General features: G+C 73.1%; 26 protein-coding genes. 12 read left to right on the top strand and 14 right to left on the bottom strand.

Annotated features, from left to right (window positions below; translation table 11 throughout):
- Positions 1-74: 74 nt before the first annotated feature.
- The gene (locus ACTWM8_RS22175; protein WP_446210709.1) at positions 75-287 is read right to left on the bottom strand and encodes a hypothetical protein; all 213 of its coding nucleotides are present in this window, start codon (positions 285-287) and stop codon (positions 75-77) included.
- Between the two features lie 121 nt (positions 288-408).
- Positions 409-1,812 (bottom strand): NYN domain-containing protein, encoded by a 1,404-nt coding sequence (locus ACTWM8_RS22180; RefSeq protein ID WP_446210710.1) that lies wholly within the window; start codon positions 1,810-1,812, stop codon positions 409-411.
- A gap of 127 nt (positions 1,813-1,939) precedes the next feature.
- Here ACTWM8_RS22180 and ACTWM8_RS22185 point away from each other — a divergent pair, with 127 nt between their 5' ends.
- The 4 genes from ACTWM8_RS22185 to ACTWM8_RS22200 all read left to right on the top strand — a co-directional run bounded on the left by ACTWM8_RS22185 (position 1,940) and on the right by ACTWM8_RS22200 (position 7,125).
- Positions 1,940-3,697, top strand: coding sequence for a DEDD exonuclease domain-containing protein (locus ACTWM8_RS22185; protein ID WP_446210711.1), 1,758 nt, complete (start codon positions 1,940-1,942; stop codon positions 3,695-3,697).
- Positions 3,698-3,825: 128 nt separating this feature from the next.
- A complete protein-coding gene (locus ACTWM8_RS22190) occupies positions 3,826-5,613 on the top strand; it encodes a RelA/SpoT family protein (RefSeq protein ID WP_446214633.1) in 1,788 nt (595 codons plus the stop codon).
- A gap of 79 nt (positions 5,614-5,692) precedes the next feature.
- Entirely contained in the window at positions 5,693-6,229 is a 537-nt protein-coding gene (locus tag ACTWM8_RS22195) for an NUDIX hydrolase (protein ID WP_446210712.1), read from the top strand.
- A gap of 50 nt (positions 6,230-6,279) precedes the next feature.
- Positions 6,280-7,125 carry a sugar phosphate nucleotidyltransferase gene (locus tag ACTWM8_RS22200; RefSeq protein ID WP_446214634.1) on the top strand — a complete coding sequence of 282 codons (846 nt, stop codon included), beginning with the start codon at positions 6,280-6,282 and terminating at the stop codon, positions 7,123-7,125.
- Between the two features lie 42 nt (positions 7,126-7,167).
- On the opposite strand, the gene ACTWM8_RS22205 is transcribed toward ACTWM8_RS22200, so the two are convergent.
- Positions 7,168-8,607 (bottom strand): RNA-guided endonuclease InsQ/TnpB family protein, encoded by a 1,440-nt coding sequence (locus tag ACTWM8_RS22205; RefSeq protein WP_446210713.1) that lies wholly within the window; start codon positions 8,605-8,607, stop codon positions 7,168-7,170.
- Positions 8,608-8,718: 111 nt separating this feature from the next.
- Between ACTWM8_RS22205 and ACTWM8_RS22210 the strand changes: the two genes are divergently transcribed.
- Positions 8,719-9,006: an Lrp/AsnC family transcriptional regulator gene (locus tag ACTWM8_RS22210; RefSeq protein ID WP_088961047.1), complete on the top strand. Its 288-nt coding sequence runs from the start codon at positions 8,719-8,721 to the stop codon at positions 9,004-9,006.
- 67 nt (positions 9,007-9,073) lie between these two features.
- On the opposite strand, the gene ACTWM8_RS22215 is transcribed toward ACTWM8_RS22210, so the two are convergent.
- The 5 genes from ACTWM8_RS22215 to ctaE form a co-directional block, all read right to left on the bottom strand.
- A complete protein-coding gene (locus tag ACTWM8_RS22215; RefSeq protein ID WP_446210714.1) occupies positions 9,074-9,730 on the bottom strand; it encodes a DUF4142 domain-containing protein in 657 nt (218 codons plus the stop codon).
- A gap of 178 nt (positions 9,731-9,908) precedes the next feature.
- A complete protein-coding gene (gene qcrB / locus ACTWM8_RS22220) occupies positions 9,909-11,537 on the bottom strand; it encodes a cytochrome bc1 complex cytochrome b subunit (protein WP_446210715.1) in 1,629 nt (542 codons plus the stop codon).
- Complete coding sequence (gene qcrA, locus ACTWM8_RS22225) at positions 11,534-12,622, bottom strand: cytochrome bc1 complex Rieske iron-sulfur subunit (RefSeq protein ID WP_446210716.1); 1,089 nt, start codon at positions 12,620-12,622, stop codon at positions 11,534-11,536. Before qcrA ends, qcrB begins: the two co-directional genes overlap by 4 nt.
- A 67-nt stretch (positions 12,623-12,689) precedes the next feature.
- Positions 12,690-13,523: a cytochrome bc1 complex diheme cytochrome c subunit gene (qcrC, locus tag ACTWM8_RS22230; RefSeq protein ID WP_446210717.1), complete on the bottom strand. Its 834-nt coding sequence runs from the start codon at positions 13,521-13,523 to the stop codon at positions 12,690-12,692.
- A 72-nt stretch (positions 13,524-13,595) separates the two neighbouring features.
- Entirely contained in the window at positions 13,596-14,195 is a 600-nt protein-coding gene (gene ctaE, locus ACTWM8_RS22235; RefSeq protein ID WP_446210718.1) for an aa3-type cytochrome oxidase subunit III, read from the bottom strand.
- A 108-nt stretch (positions 14,196-14,303) separates the two neighbouring features.
- Between ctaE and ACTWM8_RS22240 the strand changes: the two genes are divergently transcribed.
- The 4 genes from ACTWM8_RS22240 (at position 14,304) to ACTWM8_RS22255 (ending at position 17,268) form a co-directional block, all read left to right on the top strand.
- On the top strand, positions 14,304-15,299 hold the full coding sequence (locus tag ACTWM8_RS22240; protein ID WP_446210719.1) for a cytochrome c oxidase assembly protein: 996 nt from the start codon (positions 14,304-14,306) through the stop codon (positions 15,297-15,299).
- Positions 15,300-15,406: 107 nt separating this feature from the next.
- Complete coding sequence (locus ACTWM8_RS22245; protein WP_446210720.1) at positions 15,407-15,802, top strand: hypothetical protein; 396 nt, start codon at positions 15,407-15,409, stop codon at positions 15,800-15,802.
- An 89-nt stretch (positions 15,803-15,891) separates the two neighbouring features.
- Positions 15,892-16,938 (top strand): anthranilate phosphoribosyltransferase, encoded by a 1,047-nt coding sequence (gene trpD, locus ACTWM8_RS22250; RefSeq protein WP_446210721.1) that lies wholly within the window; start codon positions 15,892-15,894, stop codon positions 16,936-16,938.
- A 117-nt stretch (positions 16,939-17,055) separates the two neighbouring features.
- A complete protein-coding gene (locus tag ACTWM8_RS22255) occupies positions 17,056-17,268 on the top strand; it encodes a hypothetical protein (RefSeq protein WP_446210722.1) in 213 nt (70 codons plus the stop codon).
- 184 nt (positions 17,269-17,452) lie between these two features.
- Here the strand turns inward: ACTWM8_RS22255 and ACTWM8_RS22260 are convergent, their stop codons facing one another.
- Both ACTWM8_RS22260 and ctaC read right to left on the bottom strand, forming a co-directional pair.
- Positions 17,453-17,878, bottom strand: a complete 426-nt coding sequence (locus ACTWM8_RS22260) for a cytochrome c oxidase subunit 4 (protein WP_446210723.1) — start codon at positions 17,876-17,878, stop codon at positions 17,453-17,455.
- Between the two features lie 10 nt (positions 17,879-17,888).
- Positions 17,889-18,860 (bottom strand): aa3-type cytochrome oxidase subunit II, encoded by a 972-nt coding sequence (gene ctaC / locus ACTWM8_RS22265; RefSeq protein WP_446210724.1) that lies wholly within the window; start codon positions 18,858-18,860, stop codon positions 17,889-17,891.
- 170 nt (positions 18,861-19,030) lie between these two features.
- Here ctaC and ACTWM8_RS22270 point away from each other — a divergent pair, with 170 nt between their 5' ends.
- Positions 19,031-20,182, top strand: coding sequence for a cysteine desulfurase family protein (locus ACTWM8_RS22270; RefSeq protein WP_446210725.1), 1,152 nt, complete (start codon positions 19,031-19,033; stop codon positions 20,180-20,182).
- Positions 20,179-20,406 carry a sulfurtransferase TusA family protein gene (locus tag ACTWM8_RS22275; RefSeq protein WP_088961034.1) on the top strand — a complete coding sequence of 76 codons (228 nt, stop codon included), beginning with the start codon at positions 20,179-20,181 and terminating at the stop codon, positions 20,404-20,406. The genes ACTWM8_RS22270 and ACTWM8_RS22275 overlap by 4 nt, the downstream gene beginning before the upstream one ends.
- 47 nt (positions 20,407-20,453) lie before the next feature.
- Here ACTWM8_RS22275 and ACTWM8_RS22280 read toward each other — a convergent pair whose 3' ends face one another.
- The 4 genes from ACTWM8_RS22280 to ACTWM8_RS22295 all read right to left on the bottom strand — a co-directional run bounded on the left by ACTWM8_RS22280 (position 20,454) and on the right by ACTWM8_RS22295 (position 23,973).
- Positions 20,454-20,960, bottom strand: a complete 507-nt coding sequence (locus tag ACTWM8_RS22280; RefSeq protein ID WP_446210726.1) for an AAA family ATPase — start codon at positions 20,958-20,960, stop codon at positions 20,454-20,456.
- A complete protein-coding gene (locus ACTWM8_RS22285) occupies positions 20,957-21,934 on the bottom strand; it encodes a carbohydrate kinase family protein (protein ID WP_446210727.1) in 978 nt (325 codons plus the stop codon). Before ACTWM8_RS22285 ends, ACTWM8_RS22280 begins: the two co-directional genes overlap by 4 nt.
- 183 nt (positions 21,935-22,117) lie before the next feature.
- The gene (gene erpA, locus ACTWM8_RS22290; protein WP_179801104.1) at positions 22,118-22,486 is read right to left on the bottom strand and encodes an iron-sulfur cluster insertion protein ErpA; all 369 of its coding nucleotides are present in this window, start codon (positions 22,484-22,486) and stop codon (positions 22,118-22,120) included.
- Between the two features lie 350 nt (positions 22,487-22,836).
- The gene (locus ACTWM8_RS22295) at positions 22,837-23,973 is read right to left on the bottom strand and encodes a glycerate kinase family protein (protein WP_446210728.1); all 1,137 of its coding nucleotides are present in this window, start codon (positions 23,971-23,973) and stop codon (positions 22,837-22,839) included.
- A gap of 68 nt (positions 23,974-24,041) precedes the next feature.
- Between ACTWM8_RS22295 and nadA the strand changes: the two genes are divergently transcribed.
- The gene (nadA, locus tag ACTWM8_RS22300; protein ID WP_446210729.1) at positions 24,042-25,241 is read left to right on the top strand and encodes a quinolinate synthase NadA; all 1,200 of its coding nucleotides are present in this window, start codon (positions 24,042-24,044) and stop codon (positions 25,239-25,241) included.
- Positions 25,242-25,277 lie beyond the last annotated feature (36 nt).

Below are 25,277 nucleotides of genomic sequence, written 5' to 3' on the forward strand. Positions count from 1 at the left end.
GGGCGACGGTGCGGGTGGCAGGCGGGCGACCGGCGCGGCCGGGCCGACGGAGGCGCGGGGGCGTGGCGTGCTGGTCAGGCCACCCGGCGCCGGCGGGCGGCACGGGCCGGCGCGGCCTCGTGGGCCAGCACCGCCACGTCGAAGCCGGCCCGGGCGAACACCTCGACCGCCCGGAGCTCGGCCGGCCCGAGGCCGGCGGCCGGCGAGTCGGCGTCGAGCAGGGCGGTCACCAGGCAGCCGTTACAGCCGGCGCCCCGGATCCCGCACCTGTCGCAGTCGATGAGCATCGTGCCTCCCTGACGGAGTGCGGCGCGGCGGATGCGACAGCCTGGTCACCACCCGCGCACCGTCGGTCAGGTCGGACACTAGTCACCGGGTACGACGGAAACGGACAACAGTGATCAAGAGTCAGGAACGGGCCAGCCGGCGCAGCAGCGAGTCCGCGCCGAGCGGGTACGCGCCGTGCCGGCGCACGCCGTCGGCGACCTCGCGGTCCGACGAGACCACCACCACCGGCCGGCCGGCCGGCTCGGCCCGGACCAGGCGGCGGATCAGCTCGTCGGCGGTCTCCCCCTTGCGGGAGAAGAGCACCCGGACGCCGCGCGGGGTGGGCGGCAGCCCGTGCATCCGCTCCGCGCCGTCGAAGACCACGGTGACCTCGTCGCCAGTCTGCGCGGCGATCCCGCCCAGCCCGGTGATCAGCCGTTTGCGCTGCTGTTCGAGGGACATCTCGCCGAAGCCGCGCTTGGTGACGTTGTAGCCGTCCACGACCAGGTGCGCCCGGGGCAGGGCGAGCAGCTGGTCCAGCCGGGCCGGGTCGTCGGTGTCCCGGGCGCGGGCGGCGGTGCCGGCGGGCGTGACCGCCGACGAGTCGGCGAACGCGTCGGCCACGAAATCGGCCGGCAGCTTCTCCACCGGGTCCAGCGCCAGCTCCCGGCGCAACCCGACGGCGGCCTGGCCGATGGTCTCCAGCAGCAGCCAGAGCCGGGCGTCGTCCACCGAGCGGGCCTCCTTGGCGCTGGCCCGGGCGACCCCGGCCGCCGCCTCGGCCTCGGCCAGCCGGGCCCGCGCCCGGCGCAGCTCGGCGTCGCTGTCGGCGGTCGCCCGGGCCGCCCGGCCCCGCTCCGTGGCGAGCAGCTCGTTGGCCCGGCGTTCGCGCGCCTGCGTCTCCCGCAGCGTCCGCTGGAGCTGGCGGTTCTCCTCCCGCAGCTGCCCCAGTTCCTCGCGGACCCGGGCCAGCTCGTCGCGGAGCTTCTCCGCCTCGACCCGGGCCACCGCCCGGTCGTGCTCGGCGCGGGTGGCCCGCTGCTCGGCCTCCCGGACCAGCTCGGCCACGACGGCGCTGTCCGCCTCGGCCCGCACGGCGGCGCCGCTGGCCTCGATCAGCTCCCGCCAGCCGCGGGGCCGGGCCAGGTACGCCAGCGCGGCCACCTCGACCGGGTCGGCGGCGGCCGGCGCGGTGCCCTCGACCACGGCGGCGCCCAGGTCGCCGGCGTCGGCGAGCACCCGCGCGGTGACCCGCTGACGGAACAGCGGATCGGCGGTGAGTTGGGCGGCGATCACCGGCGCGCCCAGCCGGGCGCGGCGGTTCGGGGCGAACTTGGCCACCCGGCGCAGCGGCACCGGCAACTCGTCGGCGGGCAGCCCGGGCAGCACCGCCGCGGTGAGCGTGACGATGCGCTGGCGGACCGGCTCGGGGAGGGTGGGCTCCGGCTCGGGCGCCCCCGCACCCGGTTCCGCTCCGCCCTCGGGCGCGGCGGCGGACGACCCCTCCTCCGGGAGGTGGTCGTCGTACGGCTCGGTGAGGGGCATGGGGCAAGTCTCCCACCGCGACCGGGCCCACCGCCGGGTGAGTGAGCCGATCTCTCATCCTAGACCGGCGGTGACGGCTGGGGCCGCTGCGACGGGAGTGTCGGACCGGGCCGCTAACCTGCCGCGCGTGGCACCTGGCGAGTACGTCCAGCAGACGCTGGCCGGTCTGGATCCGACAGCGGGCGGCGGGGTGGACCCGGCGCTGCCGCTCTACGCGACGACCTTCGTGGTGGTCGACCTGGAGACGACGGGCGGCGCCCCGGACGGCGGCGGCATCACCGAGATCGGCGCGGTCAAGGTGCGCGGCGGCGAGGAGCTGGGCGTGCTGGCCACCCTGGTCAACCCCGGGGTGCCGATCCCGCCGTTCATCACCGTGCTGACCGGCATCACCCAGGCCATGCTGATCCCGGCCCCGCCGATCGAGCAGGTGCTGCCGAGCTTCCTGGAGTTCATCTCCGACGCCGTGCTGGTCGCCCACAACGCCCCCTACGACGTGGGCTTCCTCAAGGCGGCCTGCGCGAAGCACGGCTACCGCTGGCCCAACCCGCGGGTGCTCGACACCGCCGCCCTGGCCCGCCGGGTGCTCACCCGCGACGAGGTGCCCAACCGCAAGCTCGGCACCCTCGCCGCCTACTTCCGCACCGCCACCCAGCCCACCCACCGCGCGCTGGACGACGCCAAGGCCACCGTCGACGTGCTGCACGGGCTGATCGGGCGGCTGGGCGGGCACCGGGTGGACACGGTCGGCGAGGCCATCGAGTTCGCCCGCGCGGTCACCCCCACCCAGCGCCGCAAGCGGCACCTCGCCGAGGGCCTGCCCAAGGTGCCCGGGGTCTACATCTTCCGGGCCGCCGACGACCGGCCGCTCTACGTCGGCACCTCCGGCGACATCGCCACCCGGGTGCGCAGCTACTTCACCGCGGCGGAGAAGCGGGCCCGGATCTCGGAGATGCTGGCCGCCGCCGAGCGGGTGGAGGCGGTCGAGTGCGCCCACCCGCTGGAAGCCGAGGTCCGCGAGCTGCGGCTGATCGCGGCGCACGCCCCGCCGTACAACCGGCGCTCCAAGTTCCCGGAGCGGATGGTCTGGCTCAAGCTGACCGACGGCCCCTATCCGCGGCTGTCGGTGGTGCGCAGCCTCGCCCCCGGCGACACCGCCTACCTGGGGCCGTTCCGCTCCAAGCAGGCCGCCGAGCTGGCTGCCGCCGGCTTCCACGACGCCGTCCCGCTGCGCCAGTGCACCCACCGGCTCTCGCTGCGCACGGTCACGCCGGCCTGCGCGCTGGCCGAGCTGGGTCGCTGCCCGGCGCCCTGCGAGCACCGGATCACCCCCGAGGAGTACGACCACCGCGCCGCCGCCCCGTTCCGCACGGCGACGGCCAGCGACCCGCAGGTGGTGGTCGACGCCCTGCTCACCCGGATCGAGACGCTGTCGGCGGGCCAGCGCTACGAGGAGGCGGCGGTGGTGCGCTCCCGGCTGGCGGCGGTGCTGCGGGCGAGCGTACGCATGCAGCGGCTGGCCGGGCTGACCCGGATCGCCGAGCTGACCGCGGCCCGGCGTGCCCCCGGCGGCGGCTGGGAGCTGGCGCTGGTCCGGCACGGCCGGCTCGCCGGGGCGGGGGTCGGCCCGCCCGGGGTCCATCCTCGACCGACCATCACCGCGATCCGGGCCACCGCCGAGACGGTGGAGCCCGGCCACGGGCCGGTGCCCCGCGCCTCCGCCGAGGAGACCGAACGCATCCTGTCCTGGTTGGAGCGACCGGAGACGCGGCTGGTGGAGATGTCCTCCGAGTGGTCCTCGCCGGTGTCCGGCGCGGGCCGCTTCCGCGACCTGCTGGCCAAGGCCGAGAACGGCGGATCCCACCAACTCTCGACCGAACGCTCATGAGCAAGTGACCGATCGGACGACGGTGACTGACTTAGGCTGTTAAGGGAGTGCAGTCCTGCCCGTTTCGTGGGCCTGCTTCCGGTTACCAGAGATGGTGATCGCGGAGCCGGGGTGAGGAGGTGTCCCTCGTGGACGTCGACGCCGGACACGGCGCCGCCCTGGGGGGCGCGCTCCCGACCCAGCCCGGGGAGCTGCCGCTGGCCCGCCGGCTGCGGTCCCTGCTCACCTGGCCGACCAACGACACCGACCCGGTCAACCACCTGGTCCGCACCCACCGGGGCATCCACGCCAGCGCCGAGACGTCGGTGCTGCGCCGGGCGTACACGATCGCGGAGAACATGCACCGCGGCCAGTTCCGCAAGAGCGGCGAGCCGTACATCACCCACCCGCTGGCGGTCGCCCAGATCTGCGCCGACCTCGGCATGGACACCACCACCCTGGTGGCGGCGCTGCTGCACGACACGGTGGAGGACACCCGCTACACGCTCCAGGCGCTCTGTGAGGACTTCGGCCGCGCGGTGGCCCACCTGGTCGACGGGGTGACCAAGTTCGACAAGGAGTTCTACGGCAAGGCCGCCGAGGCGGAGACGATCCGCAAAATGATCATCGCGGCGGGCAAGGACGTCCGGGTGCTGATCATCAAGCTGGCCGACCGGCTGCACAACATGCGTACCCTCGGCGTGCGCTCGGCGGCGTCCCGCGAGCGGATCGCCCGCAAGACCCAGGAGGTGCTCGTCCCGCTCTGCGACCGGCTGGGCATCCAGACCCTCAAACGCGAACTGGACGACGTGGTGCTGCTGCACCTGCATCCCGAGGAGCACGCCCGGATCGCCCGGCACGTGCACGACCGGCCCGGGTGGGACGCCTACCTGGACGACGTGGTCGCCCAGACCAGGACGGCGCTGCGCCGCAGTCGGGTCGACGCCGAGGTGAGCCCCCGGCCCCGGCACCTCTACTCGATCTGGAAGGACACCGTCGCCGGCGGCCACACCGCCCCGTTCGACCTGCCCCGGATCGTGATCGTGGTGGACGGCCCGGCCACCGACTGCTACGCCGCGCTCGGCGCGGTGCACGGGCGCTGGCGGCCCGTCCCCGGCCGCTTCAAGGACTTCATCGCCTCCCCGAAGAACAACCTCTACCGGTCGCTGCACACCAGCGTCTGCGGCCCGCAGGACCGCACCGTCGAGGTGCTGATCCGCACTCGCGAGATGCACCGCTCCGCCGAGTACGGCGTCGCCGCCGACTTCCGCTTCCCCCGCACCTCTGGCGAGGCGGCCCAGGCGGAGCAACTCGCCTGGCTGCGACGGGTGCTCGACTGGGAGCAGGAGGCCCCCGACCCGGCCCAGTTCCTCCAGTCGCTGCGCTGCGACCTGGCCGAGACCCAGATCCAGGTGGTCGCCGACGGGAAGCAGGTCGTGCTCCCGGCCGGGGCCACCCCGGTCGACCTGGCGTACGAGCTGGGCGCCGAGCGGGGCGACCACTGCCTGGCCGCCCGGATCAACGGCCGGCTGGCGCCGCTCTCGTCCGAACTGGACGAGGGCGACGTGGTGGAGATCTTCACGGAGAACGACGCGGAGAGCGGCTTCGAGGCCGACTCGGCGCCGCGCGGGCCCCGGCGCGAGTGGCTCGGCTTCGTCAAGTCGCCGCACGCGCAGATGCAGATCAGCCGCTGGTTCGCCGAGCACACCGAACCGGGCATCTCGATCGCCGACAAGGTACGCCTCGGCCGGGCGACGATCGGGCTGGCGCTGCGCAAGCACGACCGGGGACTGGCCAGCGACCTGCCGCTGCTGCGGCTCTCCGAGGAACTCGGCTACCCCGACCTGGAGACCCTGCTGGTGGCGGTCTTCGACCGGGCGGTCGAGCCGGACACCGTCGTCCGGCAGCTCATCGACCTGGTCGACCATCGCCAGTGATCCCCGGCCGGTCCAGCCGTCCCGACGCGGGTGGTGGGGCCGGGGCGCGGGTGAGGGGCCGAGGGCCTAGCCTGGAGTCATGATCCCCCGCTCGCGCGCCACCGGCCGGGCCGTCGCCTACAAGGTCTTCTACCGCCTTCCGGTGGGGATGCGCCGCCGCCTGGTTCGGCTCGCCGTGCCGAAGTACGTCGTCGGCGCGGTCACCCTGGTCCGGGACAGCGAGGCCGAGGGGATCGGCCGGCTCCTGCTGCTGCGCCAACCGCCCGGGTACAGCTGGACCCTCCCCGCCGGCCTGCTCGAGCGCGCCGAGGCCCCGGTCGTCGGCGCGGCCCGCGAGCTGTACGAGGAGTCGGGCATCCGGCTCTCCCCCGACCGGCTCCGCCCGGCCGTCCCCAACGCCCTGGTGCACGCCAAGGGCTGGGTCGACATGGTCTTCGAGGCGGAGGTGCCGGCGTCGACCACCGAGCTGACGGTGGACGGCGCGGAGGTCTACGAGGCCGCCTGGCACCCGCTGGACGACCTGCCCCGGCTCAGCCGGGCCACCGCCTTCCTGCTCGGCCACTACGGCATCGGGCCGCTGGCCGGGCAGATCCCGCCCACCGGCCGAGCGGCGTGACCGCGATCCCCGACCGGCCGTCGCCCCAGACGGCCAGCCACCCGGCGCCGGTGCCGCCGGCGGGGATCTGCGCGGTGGTGCTCGCCGCCGGCGAGGGGACCCGGCTGCGGCCGCTCACCAAGCGGGTGCCCAAGGCGCTCTGCCCGGTCGGCAACGTGCCGCTGCTGGACCGCGCGCTGGCCCGACTCGCCGGGCTGGGCCTGACCGGTCCCGGGACGGTAGCGGTCAACGCCAGCTACCTCGCCGACCAGGTGGTCGCCCACGTCGGCGCCCGGGCCCACCTCTCCGTCGAGCCGGGCACCCCGCTGGGCACCGCCGGCGGCGTGGGCAAGCTGCGGGACTGGATCGCCGGGCGCGGCGTGCTGATCGGCAACGCCGACGCGTACCTCGCCGATCCGGCGGCCGCCCCCGGGCCGGACATCGCCGCGCTGCTCGACGGCTGGGACGGGCGGAGCGTACGCCTGCTCGGCCAGCCCGCCGCGGACCCGGCGGCCCCCGGGACGTTCCACGGGCACCAGTTCACCGGGTTCTCCCTGCTGCCCTGGCGGCTCGTCCGGGAGCTGCCGGCGACCTTCGGCGACCTGGTCCGGGCGGTGTGGCGGCCGGCGGAGGCGGCCGGGGCGCTGGAGGTGGTGCCGTACCCCGGCACGTTCTACGACACCGGCACCCCGGCCGACTACCTGGCGGCCAACCTGCACGCCGCCGGCGACGGCGAACTGCTCGATCCCGGCGCCACCGTGACCGGCCGGGTGCGCCGCGCGGTGGTCGGGGCGGGCGCGGTGGTCCGCGGCGACGTCGAGCGGGTGGTGGTCTGGCCCGGCGCCATCGTCGAGGAGGGCGAACGGCTGTGCGACGTGATCCGGGCCGGCGACGCGCTGACCGTGCCGGCGGGCTGAGCGGGCCCGCGCCGGACCGGTCCTGCGCCGGCCGGTGACCATCTAGTGCGGTGTCCACTGACGTTTGCCGGGTTTCCGGTTGGGCGTTGTGGATCCTCGCCGTGGGGCGAGCGACTCCCCACCGGGTGGTGGGGCGGGCCTCCGCGGGCCAACTGGGCCCTCACGCCGCCAGTAGTGCGCGGGGCGGCGGGGGTCACGCCGGGACTGGCCGGCACCAGGAAGGTGTCGGCCGGCTCGACGGTGCGTGACCACCTGCGGCAGCACGGGCGCTGCGCTGGTGGTGGTTCCGCCACCCGGGGTGCGGGTGGCGATGCTGGCGGCCGCGACCAGGTCGCGGTGCCCGGAGAATGTGCAGCGTGGGCAGAACAGGGTCCGCCCAGGAGGTTTGGGCACCCTCTTCCGGCAGGCGGGGCAGGTGGAGGAGGTGCCGCGCTCGTCGACCAGCCGCACGGTGATCCCGGCCAGAGTGGCCTTGTCGGTGAGGACCTGGATCAGCCGGCCGATCTGCCACTGCCGCAGCCGTAGGTTGTGCCGCCGCCCCGCAGGCAGGTCGAGCACGCCGCGGGGGTCACCGACGTGCAGCACGCCCACCCGCTGTCGTGCGGCCCAGGAGACCACTGTGCGGGCGGCTTCATGCTGGGCTTGGCGGATCCGCCGCCGATGCCGGCCCTCCACCCGCCGAGCCCGCCGACGGTACTGCCGCCACCGCCGCGACCCCCGCTCGCCCGGCTTTGGCGCCCGGCCGGCTACGGCCCGGCGGCGGGCCTTCGTGTCAGCCAGGTGCATGCGATGCTCGGCGCGGATCGCCCGCCCGGACACCAACAGCCCCTCCCCGTCAGGGCCGGCCACCGCGTACGGGTGGATGATCCCCAGATCCACCCCCGCCACCCGACCCGCATCCGGCTCCTCACCGGGCTGGTAGGTCGTCACCGGGACCTCGGCGGTCACCTCTAGGAACAGCCGGCCGGCTTCGCACAGAAGGGTGATCGACCGGACCTGCTCGGCCGGATACGGCACCTCCCGCGCCAGACGCACCCACAACGGCGCTGTGCCTCTGGCGGTGGGGATCCGCACCCGGCGCCCGTCGATGGTGAACGTGCCGTGATACCAGCGCACCGGCATCAACCCACGCCGGCGACGCGGGAACCGCGCCGACAGATCCCCGTCCTTGCGGCGTTTCGCCGCCGCGAACCACGCATCCGAGAACCGACGCAACACCGACCGCGCGCCCGTGGAGTCCAACTCGGCGAATGTGCCCGGCCCCGAGGTTGCCAACTCCCGGCACAACTCCTGATAACCGACCAGGGCCGCGTCCCCGCGGCGGCGGCGCCACGCGTTGACCTCCAACACACACGCCCACACATCCGCAGCCGACCGCAGCACTCCGAAACACCGCCGCCGCTGCCCCGCCGTCACCCGCAACCCAACCCGCGCCGTCCGATGAACCACCCGAGGCGCAGACGGATCACGACGACGAGGCACGAACCAAAGCCAACACCACCCCTACGACACTTCTCATGGGCCACAAACCGGCAGACGTGACAGACGCGGCACTAGCATGAGCCACGACGTCGACGAACGGAGAAGCGTCCAGTGATCACCGCGATCGTCCTGATCGACTGCGCCACCGACTCGATTCCCGAGGTGGCCGAGACCCTGGCCAACCTGCCCGGCGTCAGCGAGGTCTACTCGGTGGCCGGGCACGTCGACCTGATCGCCATGGTCCGGGTCCGGGAGTTCGAGCAGATCGCCCAGGTCATCGCCGGCAGCATCTCCAAGGTGCCCGGCGTGCTCAACACCGAGTCGCACATCGCGTTCCGGGCGTACTCCCAGCACGACCTGGAGGAGGCGTTCGCGATCGGGCTGGCCGGCGCCGACTGACCGGTTGACGCGCGGTGGCCGGCCCACCCCGGAGGGCGGGCCGGCCACCGTCGGCCGTGCGGTGACGTCAGCTGGTGCCCGGAGCCGGCGTCTCGGTGGTGCCCGGCGACTCGGTGCCGCCCGGGGATTCGGTGCCGCCCGGCGCCGGCGTGGTGGTGCCGCTCGGGCTGGGCGTGCCGGTGGCGCTGGCTTGCGGCACCGGGATGCCCAGCTGCTGCGCGAGGTTCACCAGCTCGTCGTAGTGCGCCTGGAGCACCGGCAGCGCGGTCTGCGCCAACTGGATCACCGACTGCTCCTGACCCTGCGAGATCTCGGTCTGGGTGGCCTGGATCGCCTGGAGGTGCGCGGCGAGCTGCGCGGTCACCCACTGCCGGTCGAACTCCTCGCCCCTGGCGTTCTTCAGCCGGTCGAGGATCTGCCGCTGGTCGGCGGTCGGCTCACCCGGCAGCTGCACACCCAACTGGGAAGCGGTCTGCTGGACCGACTGGTCGAGCTGGGTGTGGTCGGTCTTGAACATCTCGCCGAGCCGCTTGACCTCCTGGTTCTGGCCCTTCTCCCGGGCCAGCTCACCAGCCTTGATCTCGAACAGGTTGGACTGGTGCACCGCCTGCAGATACTGGCTGTCCTGCGTCGACGGCTGTGCCGCGGCCTGCACGGCCGCGGCAGGCGCCAGACCGACCAGCACCAGCGCGGCCAGCAGGCCGAGGCGTTTGATTCCCAACATGTTTCCCTCCCCGTTGACGTTGGACCGCACGGATACCCGGCTGGCGGGGGTTATTCCTGCGTTTCCACCCGTCAGTGGGCGGGTTGCGGGGTAGGCAGGGCGGACCCGGACGAACGTCGCGGAAATGGACGTGGCGCCCGCCGGAGAACTCCGGCGGGCGCCACGGTCGAGTACGTCGTCAGCGACGGCTCTCGCCGCTGCCGATCTCCTCCCGCTCGGGGCGGGGCTCGACCGGCGGGTGCCCCGGCGAGACCGGCGCCTCGGCCGGCTTCTCGATCGGGTAGAAGAAGCCCCGGATGGCCGGGCCGAGAGCCCCGAGCCGGTTCATCTTCTTCGGCACCACCCAGCCGACGTAGTCCAGCTCGCCGTGCCCGTCGTGGCCGTCGGCCGCGCTGAGCGGCTGGTGGACCTCGACGAACCGGCCGTCCGGCAGGCGCCGGATGATGCCGGTCTCCACACCGTGGGCCAGCACCTCCCGGTCGTGCTGCTGGAGACCGAGGCAGAGCCGGTACGCCACGTAGTACGCCAGCGGCGGGACCACCAGCAGGCCGATCCGGCCCGCCCAGGTCATCGCGTTGAGGCTGATCTGGAACTTGTCCGCGATCACGTCGTTGCCGCCGGAGAGGGTCAGCACCACGAAGAACGACACCGCCATGGCGCCCGCCGCGGTCCGGGCCGGCACGTCCCGGGGCCGCTGGAGCAGGTTGTGGTGCTTGCGGTCCTTGAGGTGCCGCGCCTCCATGAACGGGTAGAACAGGGAGATCGCGACCAGGATGCCCGGCAGCACGACCGTCGGCCAGAACAGCGGCGGGATGACGTACCCGTCGCCGATCGGGATGTTGATCTCCCAGGCCGGCATGAGTCGGGTCGAGCCGTCGAGGAACATGACGTACCAGTCGGGCTGGCTGGCGGCCGAGACCACCCACGCCTCGTACGGGCCGAAGTACCAGATCGGGTTGATCTGGAAGAGGCCACCCATCAGCGCGATCACGCCGAAGACGACCATGAAGAAGCCGCCCTGCTTGAGCGCGTAGCGCGGGAACATCCGCTCGCCGACCACGTTCTCGTTGGTCCGGCCGGGGCCGGGCCACTGGGTGTGCTTCTGCTTGAAGACCAGGCCCAGGTGGACGCTGATCAGCGCCACCAGCAGACCGGGGATCAGCAGCACGTGGGCGATGAAAGCCCGGCTGATGAGGATCTCGCCCGGGAACTCGCCGCCGAAGATCGACGAGGTGACCCAGGTCCCGATCACCGGGATCGACAGCATGATGCCGGAGGCGATCCGCAGACCGGTGCCGGAGAGGCCGTCGTCCGGCAGCGAGTAGCCGGTGAAGCCGGCCAGGAAGCCGACCCAGAACAGCAGCGAGCCGATGATCCAGTTCGTCTCACGCGGCTTGCGGAACGCGCCGGTGAAGAAGACCCGCAGCATGTGCACGACGATCGAGGCCATGAACAGCAGCGCCGCCCAGTGGTGCATCTGCCGCATGATCAGACCACCCCGGACGTCGAACGACAGGTCCAGGCTGGAGGCGTACGCGGCCGACATCGGCGTGCCCCGCAGCGGGGCGTAGCTGCCGTCGTAGACCACCTCGGTCATCGCCGGCTCGAAGAAGAAGGTCAGGAAGACACCGGTCAGCAGCAGCACGACGAACGAGAAGAGCGCGATCTCGCCGAGCAGGAACGACCAGTGGTCCGGGAAGACCTTGTTGAGCAGCTTGCGCAGCGGGGTGGCCACCTGGAACCGGTCGTCCACCGCCCCGGCCGTCTTGGCCGGCACCGCTGCTACGTCGAACTTTCGGCGCTTCATGGCCGCTCCCAGAAGTCGGGGCCGATGGTTTCGGTGTAGTCGGACTTCGCCACGAAGAAGCCCTCCTCGTCCACCTCGATGGGCAGCTGCGGCAGCCGACGGCTGGCCGGACCGAAGATGGGCCGGGCGTTGTCGGTGATCAGGAACTGCGACTGGTGGCACGGGCAGAGCAGCCGGTTGGTCTGCTGCTCGTACAGGCTCGCCGGGCAGCCGGCGTGCGTGCAGATCTTGGAGAACGCCGCGTAGTTGCCCCACATGAAGTCCTGGCGGCCCACCCGCGCGTTGGCGTCGCGGGACTCCTGGGCGTCCGTCTCGCGCAGGTGGATCAGCAGGGTCGGCGAGTCGGCGTGCTTGTTGCTCACGCCGTGCTCGATGCCGGGGAAGACGGTCAGCTGGCCACCGGCGCTGACGTCGGCCGGGCGGATCGGCCGGCCGTCCTCACGGACCAGCCGGATCTTGCGGCCGCCCTCGGCCGGCGCGAAGCCGGTGGTGAACATCTGGTTGTTCTTGTGCGGCTGCGAGATCAGGCCACCGATCAGCGGGGCCGCGACGACCGCGCCCACCGGCAGCAGGCCCGCCGCCAGCGAGACGCCGAGCAGCGGACGACGCCGCACGCCCATCTCGTCGGCCAGGTAGAGCATGGTCTCCCCGGTGATCTTGCGATCCTCCGGCGCTCCCGGCTGGTCGTGCCGGCCCTGGATCGAGACCTCCTTGGGCAGCAGCTTCTTGCCCCAGGTGAGGATGCCGAAGCCGACGGCCAGGAGCGCGACGCCCAGGGTGAGGCCGAGCAGCGGGGTGTACCACTTGTCACCGCCGCGGCCGGCCTCCCACTTCCACGGCCACCAGATGTAGATGACCAGGAAGGCGGTGGCCGCGAGGCCGGTGAGGAGGAAGAACGAGGCGACCGTACGGGTCAGCCGGCGCTCGGCCTTGCTGCCCGGCGCCACCTGCTCCTCGTAGTGGACGATCTCGATGTCGTCCCGACGCGCGCCCTCCTGGACGATGTCGAACCGGGACAGCCGGGGGTCCAGGACGTCGAGCGGCTCCCGACCCTGCGGGGTCTGGTGCTCGGTGTGGGTGCTCATGCCGTCACCTCGCTACGGGCGGTGCCGACGCACGGCACCACGGCAATGGTACTGACGTTCGACCGGGTCACGACTTGCCCGCAATCCACAGGCTGGCGAAGACCAGCGCGACGATTCCGATCAGGAAGATCGCCAGGCCCTCGGTGGAGGGGCCGTACCGGCCGAGGTTGAACCCACCCTGGTCCTGGTCGTGCTTCAGCGTCTCCTGGATGTAGGCGATGATGTCCGCCTTCTGCTCCGGGGTGATCTGGTTGTCGCCGAACACCGGCATGTTCTGCGGGCCGCTCAGCATCGCGGCGTAGATCTGCCGGTCGCTGGCCGGGCGCAGGCTCGGGGCGAACTTGCCCGAGGAGAGCGCGCCGCCGCCACCACCGAAGGCGTGGCACTGCGAGCAGTTGATCCGGAACAGCTCGCCGCCGGTCGCCACGTCGGCGCCCTCACGCAGGTGACCCTCGGGGACCTGCGGGCCGCCACCGAGCTCCTGGACGTACTGGGCGAGCTGGCGCACCTGCTCGTCGGTGAAGACCGGGGGCTTGCGCTGGGCCTGGGCCTCCTGTCGGGCCATCGGCATGCGGCCGGTGCCCACCTGGAACTCGACCGAGGCGGCGCCCACGCCGACCAGGCTCGGGCCACGACCCTCGACACCCTGCGCGTTGCGACCGTGGCAGGTCACGCAGCTCACGTCGAACAGCGCCTTGCCCTCGGCGGCGGCGCCGGTCAGCGGCGGGTTTTCCTGCGCCTGCACGCCAGGGGCGAAGACGGTGTAGGCGCCGCCGGCCAGCGTCAGCGCGGCGATCAGCCGGACCGCGGCGCCCAGCCGGCGGCGGCCCCTGCTGCGCGCTACGGGCCGCCCGCGCAGGCGCGCGAGCAGACCGCGTCGGCGGTCGTTGTCAGAAGTCATGACCTGTGTCCTTAACCGGTTGGACCTTGTCTCAGGGGACGGAGCAGCGGCGCGGTTCGTGACGCGCCAAGATCACTGGAGCCAGTAGATCATGGCGTAGAGCGCGATCCACACCACGTCGACGAAGTGCCAGTAGTACGACACGACGATCGCCGAGGTGGCCTGCGCCGGGGTGAACCGGCCCATGGTGGTGCGGATCATGAAGATGATGAAGGCGATCAGGCCGCCGGTCACGTGCAGGCCGTGGAAGCCGGTGGTGAGGTAGAACATCGACCCGTAACCGTCTTCGTTGATCTTCACGCCCTCGTGCACCAGGGTGCGGTACTCGTTGGCCTGGCCGAGCACGAAGATCAGGCCCATCACGAAGGTGATGGTGAACCAACGCCGCAGGGCGTGGACGTCGCCCTTCTCCGCCGCGAAGACACCGAGCTGGCAGGTCACCGAGGACAGCACCAGGATCACCGTGAAGGTGGTCGCGTAGGGGATGTTGAGTCCCTCGGTGTGCTTCTCCCACTGCTCCGGCGCTGCCGCGCGGATGGAGAAGTACATCGCGAACAGCGCCGCGAAGAACATGAGTTCGCTGGAGAGCCACACGATCGTCCCGACGCTGACCATGTTGGGTCGGGTCAGGGAGTGGATCCGGCTCTTGTCAATGGCTGGGGCCGCAGTCACGCGGTCATTATTGCCCTTGACCGGGGCGGGCGATCAGCGGGGGGCCAAACCCGGGCAAGGGATGGCCCGATCGTGGCGGTCCAATTCGCCTGGCCTAGCCTGAAAAGCGTGCTGCACGTCGATTCGATCTTCGCCGCGACCTCGGCGGGCCCGTCGGCGGTCCTCGCCGCCGGTGGCGAGGCCGTCCCGCCGCCGTTCACCGTCGCCCGGGTCTTCACCGAGACCCGGCTGGACAGCTGGCTCGCCCTCGGGCTGGTGCTGGCCGCCGGGCTCTACCTCTACGGGGTCTACCGGCTCCGGCTGCGCGGGGACGCCTGGCCGGCCCTCCGGACGATCTGCTTCCTCGGCCCGGGCCTCGGCGGCATCGCCGCGGTCACGGTCAGCGGCCTGCACGCGTACGACACGGCGCTGGTGTCGGTGCACATGGTGCAGCACATGGTGCTGTCGATGGTCTCGCCGATCTTCCTCGCCCTGGGCGCCCCGGTCACCCTGGCCCTGCGCACCCTGCCGGTACGCCCCCGCAAGCGGCTGCTGGCGGTCGTGCACAGCCGGTTCGCGAAGGTCTACAGCTTCCCGCTGGTGGCGTTCAGCATCTTCGTGGTGAACCCGTTCGCGCTCTACTTCAGTGGCCTCTACCACTACACGCTGGAGCACGCCTGGGCGCACGAGCTGGTGCACGCGCACTTCATCGCCACCGGCTGCGTGTTCTTCTGGCCGCTGCTCGGCCTCGACCCGCTGCCGGGGCGGTGGCCGTACCCGGCGCGGGCGCTGCTCATGCTGCTCTCCGTGCCGTTCCACACGGTGCTCGGCCTCACCATCATGCAGAGCACCACGCTGCTCGGCGGCGACTGGTACCCGTCGCTCAACCTGTCCTGGTCGAACCCCTGGAACGACCAGGTGGTCGCCGGCGGCATCCTCTGGGCCGGCGGCGAGTTCGTCAGCGTGACGATGCTCGCGGTGCTGGTCGTCCAGTGGATCCGGCAGTCCGAGCGGGAGGCCCGCCGGCTCGACCGCGAACTGGACCGCCAGGAGGCCCGCGACCGCGCCGCCGACGCCGCCGCGGCCGCAGCGACCGCGAACCCGACCCCGGGCACCCCGGCCTGAGCTGCGCCGACGCGGCGTCCGCGCGGGGCCGGCCGGGCGGGATGTCGGGTACGCCACACCGGCGGGTACCATCAGCGGGCAGCTACGAGGTGGGAGCCAGTCCAGCGATGAGCGATCGTCAGTGCACCGTCCTGCTCTACAGCGACGACCCGCAGGTCCGTGACCGGATGCGGCTGGCCGTCGGCACCCGCCCGGCGCCCGGCCTCGAGATCGAGTTCGTCGAGGCCGCCGCGTACGCCGAGTGCATCCGACTGGTCGACGACTACGAGATCGACCTCATGCTGCTCGACGGCGAGGCCAGCCCGGGCGGCGGCATCGGCATCGCCCGCCAGATCAAGGACGACCGGGACGACGCCCCGCCCACCTGCGTGGTCATCGCCCGCTCCGCCGACCGATGGCTCGCCGCGTACGCGCAGGTCGACGCCACGCTGGTGCACCCGCTCGACCCGGTGACCACCGGCACCACGGTCGCCGAGCTGCTGCGTACGCACGCCGCCGCCTGAGTCTGCGCGCTCGGCGGCGCCTCCGGCGCCCGGGCTGACGGGCGCCGCCCCCGTCCCACCCGCACCCACGCCCGCTCGGGAGGCCCACCATGGGCGAACGGACCTGGCCGCATCTGCTCAACGCGCTGCTGCGCGGCGACGAGCTCTCCACCGCGGACACCGCGTGGGCGATGGACGAGATCATGACCGGCGCGGCCGCCCCGTCCCAGGTCGCCGGCTTCGCGGTGGCGCTGCGGGCCAAGGGCGAGACCCCCGCCGAGCTGGCCGGCCTGGTGCAGGCGATGCTCGGCCGGGCGGTCCCGGTCGAGCTGCCCGAGGAGCTGCGGCGCACCGCGCTGGACGTGGTCGGCACCGGCGGTGACCTCGCCCACACCGTGAACATCTCCACGATGACCGCGCTGGTGGTGGCCGGCGCCGGCGTCCGGGTGGTCAAGCACGGCAACCGGGCCGCCTCCTCGCTCTGCGGCACCGCCGACCTGCTGGAGTTCCTCGGCGTGCCGCTGGACCTGGCGCCCGAGCAGGTCGCCCGCTGCGTCGAGGAGGCCGGGATCGGGTTCTGCTTCGCCGGCCGGTTCCACCCGGGGATGCGGCACGCCGGCCCGGTCCGCCGCGAGATCGGCGTACCCACCTTCTTCAACTTCCTCGGCCCGCTGACCAACCCGGCCCGTCCCCGGGCCGGCGCGGTGGGCTGCTTCGACGCGCGGATGGCGCCGGTGATGGCGGCCGTCTTCGCCGGGCGGGGCGACTCGGCGATCGTGATGCGCGGCGAGGACGGCCTGGACGAGTTCACCACCGCCGCCCCCACCCGGGTCTGGGTGGCCCAGCAGGGCACCGTCAGAGAGGCCGTGCTGGACGCGACGGACCTCGGGGTACCCCGGTCCACCCTGGCCGACCTGCGGGGCGGGGACGCGGCGTACAACGCCGGGGTGGCCCGCCGGCTGCTGGCCGGTGAGACCGGCCCGGTGCGGGACGCCGTGCTGGTCAACTCCGCCGCCGCGCTGGCCACCCAGGGGCCGCTGGACGGCGACCTGACCGAGGCGCTGCGGGCCGGGCTGGGCCGGGCCGCCGAGTCGGTCGACTCCGGCGCGGCGGCCGCCGTCCTGGAGCGCTGGGTCGAGGTGGCCCGCACGCTCTGAGCGGGTGGCGCGGCGGAACCGTCGGAGGGGCGTGCCAAACTACACGGGAGTAATTTTCCGTTTTCCGCCGATGGCTCCGATGGTCCTCGGCGGGCACCGGAGCGAGAGGAGACGCCCGTGTCGGACCGCGAGCTCTACTGCGACACCTGCGAGGGCGTGCAGCCGTTCGAGGTCCCGCCCTGCGTCGACGGTCACGACTTCGACTGCCCCGAGCTGATCTGCACCGGCTGCGGCGCGGCCGTGCTGATCGCCACCTTCGCCTTTCACGCCCCGCGCCTGGCCGACCGGCGCCCGCGGGCGACATCCCGGTCGGACCGCCGCGCGGCCTGACCCGCAGCACCGCCCACTTTCGCTCGCTCTCGCTCGCCGTGCTGCCGGGCCGTTGGCCCACCGGCGACCGCATGGCCTGCGTCCCGTCCTGTCGACCTGATGTCGTGGACGACGCAAGGGGCCGGAAACACGCGTAGGCCCGCGTCCCGGAGCGGGACGCGGGCCTACGGGCGAAGCCGTCAGATCAGTGCTCGGCGGTACGCCGGGTGCCGGTGTAGTACTCGAAGAGCAGGCCGCACGCGGCGAAGATGACCGCGACCAGGCCGAGGCCCACCAGCCAGAACTGCCAGTACACCAGGCCCAGGCCGGCCACCGCGGCGGCCAGCGCCAGGCCGAACGGCCAGTAGCTGCCCGGGCTGAAGAAGCCGATCTCGCCGGCGCCGTCGGCGATCTCGCCGTCCGGCCGGTCCTCCGGCCGCAGGTCGATGCGGCGGGAGACGAACCAGAAGAAGCCGCCGCACATCGTGCAGAGCAGGAACGACAGCAGCAGAGCCACCGTACCGATCCACTCGACCCGGCCGCCGTCGCCGTAGGTCCAGGCGCCGTAGAGCACCGTCACGCCGAACAGGAACGCGGCGATGACCAGGAAGATACGCCACTCGGTCTTCATGCCTGATCCCTCAGCTTCCCGCGCCGGCCGACACGTCGTCGGGGTTGAAGTTGGCGGTGTTGCGCCGCGTCTTGAACGGCGTGGTGGTCGACGCGTACGGGTCCTCGCCGATGGCGCTGAGCGCCTCCTGCGTCGACTTGCCGTCCCGCTTGGCCGCCAGGAACTGGTCGTACTTCTCCGGGGAGACGACGCGCAGCTCGAAGTTCATGAAGGCGTGGTAGCTGCCGCAGAGCTCGGCGCACCGGCCGACGTACGCGCCCTCGGACTCGAGCTTGGAGATCTCGAAGACGTTACGGATGTTGCCCGGCATGACGTCCCGCTTGAACAGCAGCTCCGGCACCCAGAACGAGTGGACGACGTCGCGGCTGGTCTCCTCGAAGCGGATCGACCGGTCGGTCGGCAGGACCAGCACCGGGATGACCTCGCTGGTGCCCAGCACCGACGCCACGGTGTTCGCCTCGGGGCCCTGACCGTCGCGGTAGTTGAACTGCCAGTTCCACTTGAACGCGACGACCTCGACGGTCACGTCGGGGTTCTTCGTAATCCGCACCACGTCGGTCTGCACGACCGCCGTGTAGTAGAAGAGCACGGAGACGATCAGGATCGGCGCGATGGTGTAGAGGAACTCCATCGGCAGGTTGTACCGGGTCTGCACCGGCAGCTCGTTGCCCCGCTTGCGGTAGCGCACGACGCACCAGAAGATCAGGCCCCAGACGAAGACGCCGACCGCGAGGGCGGCGATGCAGGAGGCGATCCACAGGTCGTACATCCGGTGCGACTCCGGCGAGATGCCGCCCTGCGGCCAGCCGAAACCGTCGACCGAGCTGCCGACGTTGCAGCCGGTGAGCAGAACCAGCAGCGCCGCTCCGCCGAGACCGAGCCCGGCGAGTCGACCAGCACCACGCCGCCGGCGCCCATCGGCTCCTGGGGAAGCGCTGTGCCGTACGGCCGAGGGCCGTACCTCCGAACTCCTTGCGACCACCTGGTCCTGCCTCCCTAGCGCGCCGCGGTGGGTTTCCCTGAAGCACCGACGGCAAAGGCGTCACCGACGGTCGCAGATTACTCGACCATGACGGGCTCGACCGTGTTGGGGTCACTGTGCGCCCCCATCGGGGGGCTCGTGGGCATACCGACCCGATAGCGTGGGCTGTCGTGAGCCCTACCCCCGTCTACCTGGATGCGGCCACCGCCGCGCCGCTGCACCCGGTCGCCCGGCAGGCGCTGCTGGCCGCCCTCGACGACGGCTGGGCCGACCCGGCCAGGCTGTACACCCAGGCCCGCCGGGCCCGCCAGCTCCTCGACGCCGCCCGCGAGGCCACCGCCGCCACGCTCGGCGTCCGCGCCGACGAGCTCTCCTTCACCCCCAGCGGTACGGCCGCGGCGCACGGGGCGGTGCTGGGTGGCCTGGCCGGTCGGCGGCGGGTCGGGGCGACGCTGGTGCACTCGACGATCGAGCACTCCGCGGTGCTGCACGCCGCCGAGCGGCACGTGGCCGGTGGTGGCGCCGCGGTCGCCGTGCCGGTGGACCGGCTCGGCCGGCTCGACCTGCCCGCCTGGTCCGACGCGGTACGCGCCCCCGGGGTCGCCTTGGCGGCGCTGATCGCCGCCAGCCACGAGGTGGGCACCGTCCAGCCGGTGGCGCGGGCGGCGGCCGAGTGCGCCGACGCGGGTGTCCCGCTGTACGTCGACGCGGCCCAGGTGGTGGGGCGGGCGCCGGTGCCGGCCGGCTGGTCGGTGCTGACCGCCAGCGCGCACAAGTGGGGTGGGCCACCCGGGGTGGGACTGCTGGTGGTGCGCAAGGGCACCCGGTGGGAGTCGCCCTGGCCGGCCGACGAGCGGGAGTCGGGGCGTACCCCGGGGGTGGTCAACCTGCCGGCGGTGGTGGCGGCGGCGGCGAGCCTGCGCGCGGCGGCGGCCGACGCCGCGGCCGAGGCGGCCCGGCTGGCGCCGCTGGTGGACCGGATCCGGGCCCGGGTGGCGGCCGAGGTGCCGGACGTGGAGGTGGTCGGCGACCCCGTCGACCGGCTCCCCCACCTGGTCACCTTCTCCTGCCTCTACGTCGACGGCGAGGTGCTGCTGCACGCGCTGGACCGGCGCGGCTTCGCCGTCTCCTCCGGCTCCTCCTGCACTTCCTCGACGCTGCGCCCGTCGCACGTGCTGGAGGCGATGGGGGTGCTCTCGCACGGCAACGTGCGGATCTCGCTGCACCGGGAGACGACCGAGGCGGACGTCGAGCGGTTCCTGGCCGAGCTGCCCGGGATCGTCGCCGAGCTGCGCGCCGAGGCGGGGGTGGTGGGGCTGTGACCGACCCCACGGAGGTGCTCGACTGCCGGGGCCAGCGCTGCCCGCTGCCGGTCATCGCGCTGGCCCGTCGCCTGCCGGAGCTGCCCGTCGGCGCGGTGCTGCGCGTCCTGGCCGACGACCCGGCCGCGGCCGTCGACATCCCGGCCTGGTGCCGCATGCGTGCCCAGGACTTCGTCGCCGCCCACCCCGACACCACCGCCTACGACGTCCGCCGCACCCACTGACTGACCCCTCCCCCACCCCGAGACCTGCCCGCGGGGCGCGCCCGGGGTCAGGTCAGGTAGCCGAGGATGGCGGGGAGGGGGTCCAGGTCCACGGCGGTGTCGACCACCAGGCGGGGACCGATGATCGGCTCGTACTCGGCGCGGCGGAGCAGGGTCTGGTCCCAGGTGGGGAGCAGCGGGTCGGGCTCGGCGGGCAGCCGCGCCTCGACCCGGCGGCGGTGCTCCGCCTCGTCGCCGCAGTGCACCTCGATCAGCCGCAGCGGCACCCCGGCCTGCTCGGCCAGGTCGTGCCAGAGGCCGCGGGCGCTGGCCACCGGGTTGACCGCGTCGACCACCACGGCCAGGCCGAGCCCCAACTGCACCTCGGCCAGCCCCGCCACCGCCTGGTACGCCGCCATCCCGGGCACGTCGCCGACCAGTCCGTGGTGGGCCAGCGCCCGCTCGACCGGGTCCACCGGCAGCACGGGCGCGCCCAGCGCCACGCCGACCCGCCGGGCGAGGGTGCTCTTGCCCACCGCCGGCAGGCCGGCGAACGCGACCAGGACGGGCCTCACGGCAGCAGGTGCGGCCGCACGTCCTCGGCGGCGGCGTCGCCGTACGACTCGGCCAGGCGCTTGACGAACAGGTCGCGGCGGACGTCGTACTCCTGGGTGCCGACGGTCTCCAGCACCAGGGTGGCCAGCAGCGAGCCGACCTGCGCGGCCCGCTCCAGGCCGAGGCCCCAGGAGAGCGCGGCGAAGAAGCCGGCCCGGAAGCCGTCGCCGACGCCGGTCGGGTCGACCGCCTGGATCTCCCGGGCGATCGGCACGTGGATCGTCCCGAAGTCCCGCCCGGCGATCTCGGCGCCGTCCTTGCCCAGCGTGGTGACCCGCACCTTCACCCGGTCGAGCAGCTGCTCGTCGGTGAGGCCGGCCTTGCTCTGCAGCAGGGACTTCTCGTAGTCGTTGGTCATCAGGTAGTCGGCGCCGTCGATCAGGCCGATCACGTCCGCGCCGTCCATCCGGGCGAGCTGCTGGGACGGGTCGGCGACGAAGGCGTAGCCGCGCTCCCGGCACTCGGCGGAGTGGCGGATCATCGCCTCCGGGTCGTTGGCGCTGACCAGCACCAGGTCGAGACCGCCGAGGCGCTGGGCGACCGGGGACAGCTCGATGTTGCGGGCCTCGCTCATCGCCCCGGCGTAGAAGGAAGCGATCTGGCACATGTCGGTGTCCGTGGTGCAGACGAACCGGGCGGTGTGCGCCACCTCGCTGACGTGCACCGACTCGCAGTCGACGCCGTGCCGCTCCAGCCAGGAGCGGTAGTCGGCGAAGTCGGCGCCGACCGCCCCGAGCAGCACCGGGCTCAGCCCGAGCTGCGCCATGCCGAAGGCGATGTTGGCGGCCACCCCGCCCCGACGCAGCACCAGGTCGTCCACGAGGAACGACAGCGACACCTTGTGCAGCTGGTCGGCGATGAGCTGGTCGGCGAAGCGACCGGGGAAGCTCATCAGGTGGTCGGTCGCGATCGAGCCGGTCACGGCGATCTTCATGTCAACCCTCGGGGTCGGGAGCACGGCGCCGGTCAGCCTACCGGGCCGCCCGGGGAGCCGGTCCAGGGTCGGTCGACAATGCGCCACCCGCCGCTCATCCGGACGTCACCTCCGGCGGATCCGCACAGACGGCGGCGGGGCCGCCCCGAAGGACGGCCCCGCCGGACACAGGTGCTGGTCGACTCAGCTGAACGAGTCGCCGCAGGCGCAGGAGCTGCCCGCGTTGGGGTTGTCGATGGTGAAGCCCTGGGCGTCGATCCGGTCGGCGAAGTCGATGGTGGCGCCGGCCAGGTAGGGGGCGCTCATCCGGTCGACGACGACCTCGACACCGTCGAAGTCGGTGACGACGTCACCGTCGAGCGACCGCTCGTCGAAGAACAGCTGGTACCGCAGGCCGGAGCAGCCGCCCGGCTGCACCGCGACCCGGAGCCGCAGGTCGTCGCGGCCCTCCTGCTCGATCAGGGCCTTGACCTTCTGCGCCGCGACGTCGGTGAGGACGACGGAAGTAGGGGCCTTGGCCTCGGTCGACTCGGTCTGCGCTGGCGTGGTCACGTGGAAATCTCCCTGCGCGGTATGGGTCCGGACGCACTGGCCAACGTCGCGCGTCGTCCAGTGATTCCCGGTGTGGTCCAGATCCGATCGTACGCCGTCCCGGCCGGCGCGGCCCGGGGGCGTGACCGGACGGTCGTCACCCGCGCCGCAGGTCCGCGCCGGGGCGGCACCGCGCCGCGCACCCCGGCATCCCGACGTGTCTCTTCGGCACGGCCGTTTCCGAACGAGCGTGATACCTCAGAGGCATCAATATGCCTCTGAGGTATCACGCTCGTGGTGGTGTCATGCCCCGGACCGGCGCGACCGGAGCCGGCGCGACCGAATCGGCGGCGGCGCCTCCGGCCGGGTGTTCAGCGGCTCCACTGCCGGGCCAGCCGGGCGCCCAGCGCCCGCAGCCCCTCGGCCGGGCGGCTCATCGCCGCCTCGACGCCGCCGCGTTCCTCCCCGCCGAAGTGCTCCACCAGGCTGTACGTCTCGGTGACGCCGGCCGAGGCGGCCTCCCGGCGCCCCGTGCTCACCCGTCCCGCCAGCACCACGCAGGGCACTCCGCGGTCGCGGGCGGCCCCGGCCACCCCGGCGACCACCTTGCCGCGCAGCGACTGGTGGTCGAAGGACCCCTCCCCGGTGATCACCAGGTCGGTGGCGTCGAGGGCGACGTCCAGCCCGATCGCCCGGGTCACCAGGTCGATGCCGGACTCGCAGCGTCCGCCCAGGGCGAGGATCGCCGCGCCGAGGCCGCCGGCCGCGCCGCCGCCCGGGAGCGTGCCCAGTCCGGGCGGGCAGCCCGGCAGGTCCCGTTCGAGCACCGCCGCCCAGCGCTCCAGCGCGGCGTCGAGCAGCAGCACGTCCGCCCTGGTGGCGCCCTTCTGCGGGCCGTAGACGTTGCTCGCGCCATGCAGCCCGAACAGCGGGCTGTCGACGTCGGTGGCGGCGACCAGGGTGGCCCCGCGCAGCCGGGGCGCGCCGTCGAGGGTGGCGACCGCGGCCAGCGCCGCCCCGCCGTACGGCAGGGCCCGGCCGGCGTCGTCCAGCGGCGTCGCGCCGAGCGCGGTGAGCAGGCCGGCCCCGCCGTCGTTGGTGCCGGAGCCGCCCAGCCCGACCACGACCGTGCGCGCCCCGTGCTCGACGGCCGCGGTGACCAGCGTCCCCAGCCCGTACGAGGTGGTCGCCTTCGGGTCCCGCTCGGCGGCGGAGAGCAGGTGCAGCCCGCAGGCCTGGGCGCTCTCCAGGTAGGCGGTGCCATCGTCGGTGAGCAGGATCTCACCGGCGGCCGGCCGGCCGAGCGGGTCGACGGTCGGCACCGGGATCCGCCGCCCACCGAGGGCGTCGGCGAGCACCGCGACGAAGCCCGGCCCGCCGTCGGCGAGCGGTCGGATCAGCAGCTCGTCGCCGGTGGCGACGGCCCGCCAGCCCTCGGCGACGGCGGCGGCGACCTCCGGAGCGGCGAGGGTGCCGGCGAACTTGTCCGGACAGAGCAGCACGCGCATGCCTGGCAGTGTGGCAGCCCACACCGGCAGAGGCTGCACGGCAGCCACGCTGTGGGACCATGGGAGGCGTGACTTCGACCTGGGTGGAACCCTCCAACACCGCCACTGCGCTGCTGCTCCTCGGCCGCGGCAGCGACCCCGCCACCGAGCGTGGCGTGGAGTGTCCGGGCGACCTGCCGGCGCCGAGCGACCCCGACCTGGTGGCCCGAGCGGCGGCGGCCAAGGCCGCGCTCGGCACCAAGGTGTTCGTGCTGGGTCACCACTACCAGCGCGACGAGGTGATCCAGTTCGCCGACGTGACCGGCGACTCGTTCAAGCTGGCCCGCGAGGCGGCCGCCCGGCCGGACGCGGAGTACATCGTCTTCTGCGGCGTGCACTTCATGGCCGAGAGCGCCGACATCCTCACCTCGGACGCGCAGAGGGTGATCCTGCCCGACCTGGCCGCCGGCTGCTCGATGGCGGACATGGCGGTGCTGTCGCAGGTCGAGACCGCCTGGGACGTGCTGACCGAGCTGGGCGTCGCGGCGGACACCGTCCCCGTGACGTACATGAACTCCTCGGCGGACATCAAGGGCTTCGTCGGGCGCAACGGCGGCGTGGTCTGCACCTCGTCGAATGCCAAGCGGGCCCTGGACTGGGCGTACCAGCAGGGGTCGAAGGTGCTCTTCCTGCCCGACCAGCACCTGGGCCGCAACACGGCGGTGCTGGAGATGGGCCTGTCGCTGGACGACTGCGTGCTCTACGACCCGCACAAGCCGGGCGGCGGGCTCACCCCGCAGCAGCTGCGCGACGCGAAGATGATCCTCTGGCGGGGGCACTGCTCGGTGCACGGCCGGTTCACCCTCGACAGCGTCAACGACGTGCGCGCGCGGGTGCCCGGGGTCAACGTGCTGGTGCACCCGGAGTGCCGCCACGAGGTGGTCACCGCCGCCGACCACGTGGGCTCCACGGAATACATCATCAAGACCATCGAGGCGGCTCCGGCGGGCTCGGCCTGGGCGGTCGGCACCGAGCTGAACCTGGTCCGCCGGCTGGCGCTGGCCCACCCGGACAAGCAGATCATGTTCCTGGACAAGGCGGTCTGCTACTGCTCGACGATGAACCGGATCGACCTGCCGCACCTGGTCTGGGCGCTGGAGGAACTGGTCGCCGGGCGGGTGGTCAACCAGATCACCGTCGACCCGGACACCGCGCACCACGCGCGGGTGGCGCTGGACCAGATGCTCGCCCTGCCGGGCGCGGACACCCCGCCGCCCACTGCCAGCTGATCACCCACGGTCACATCGCTGGTACGGAAACGTACC

The organism is Micromonospora sp. IBSANI012 (assembly GCF_052814045.1).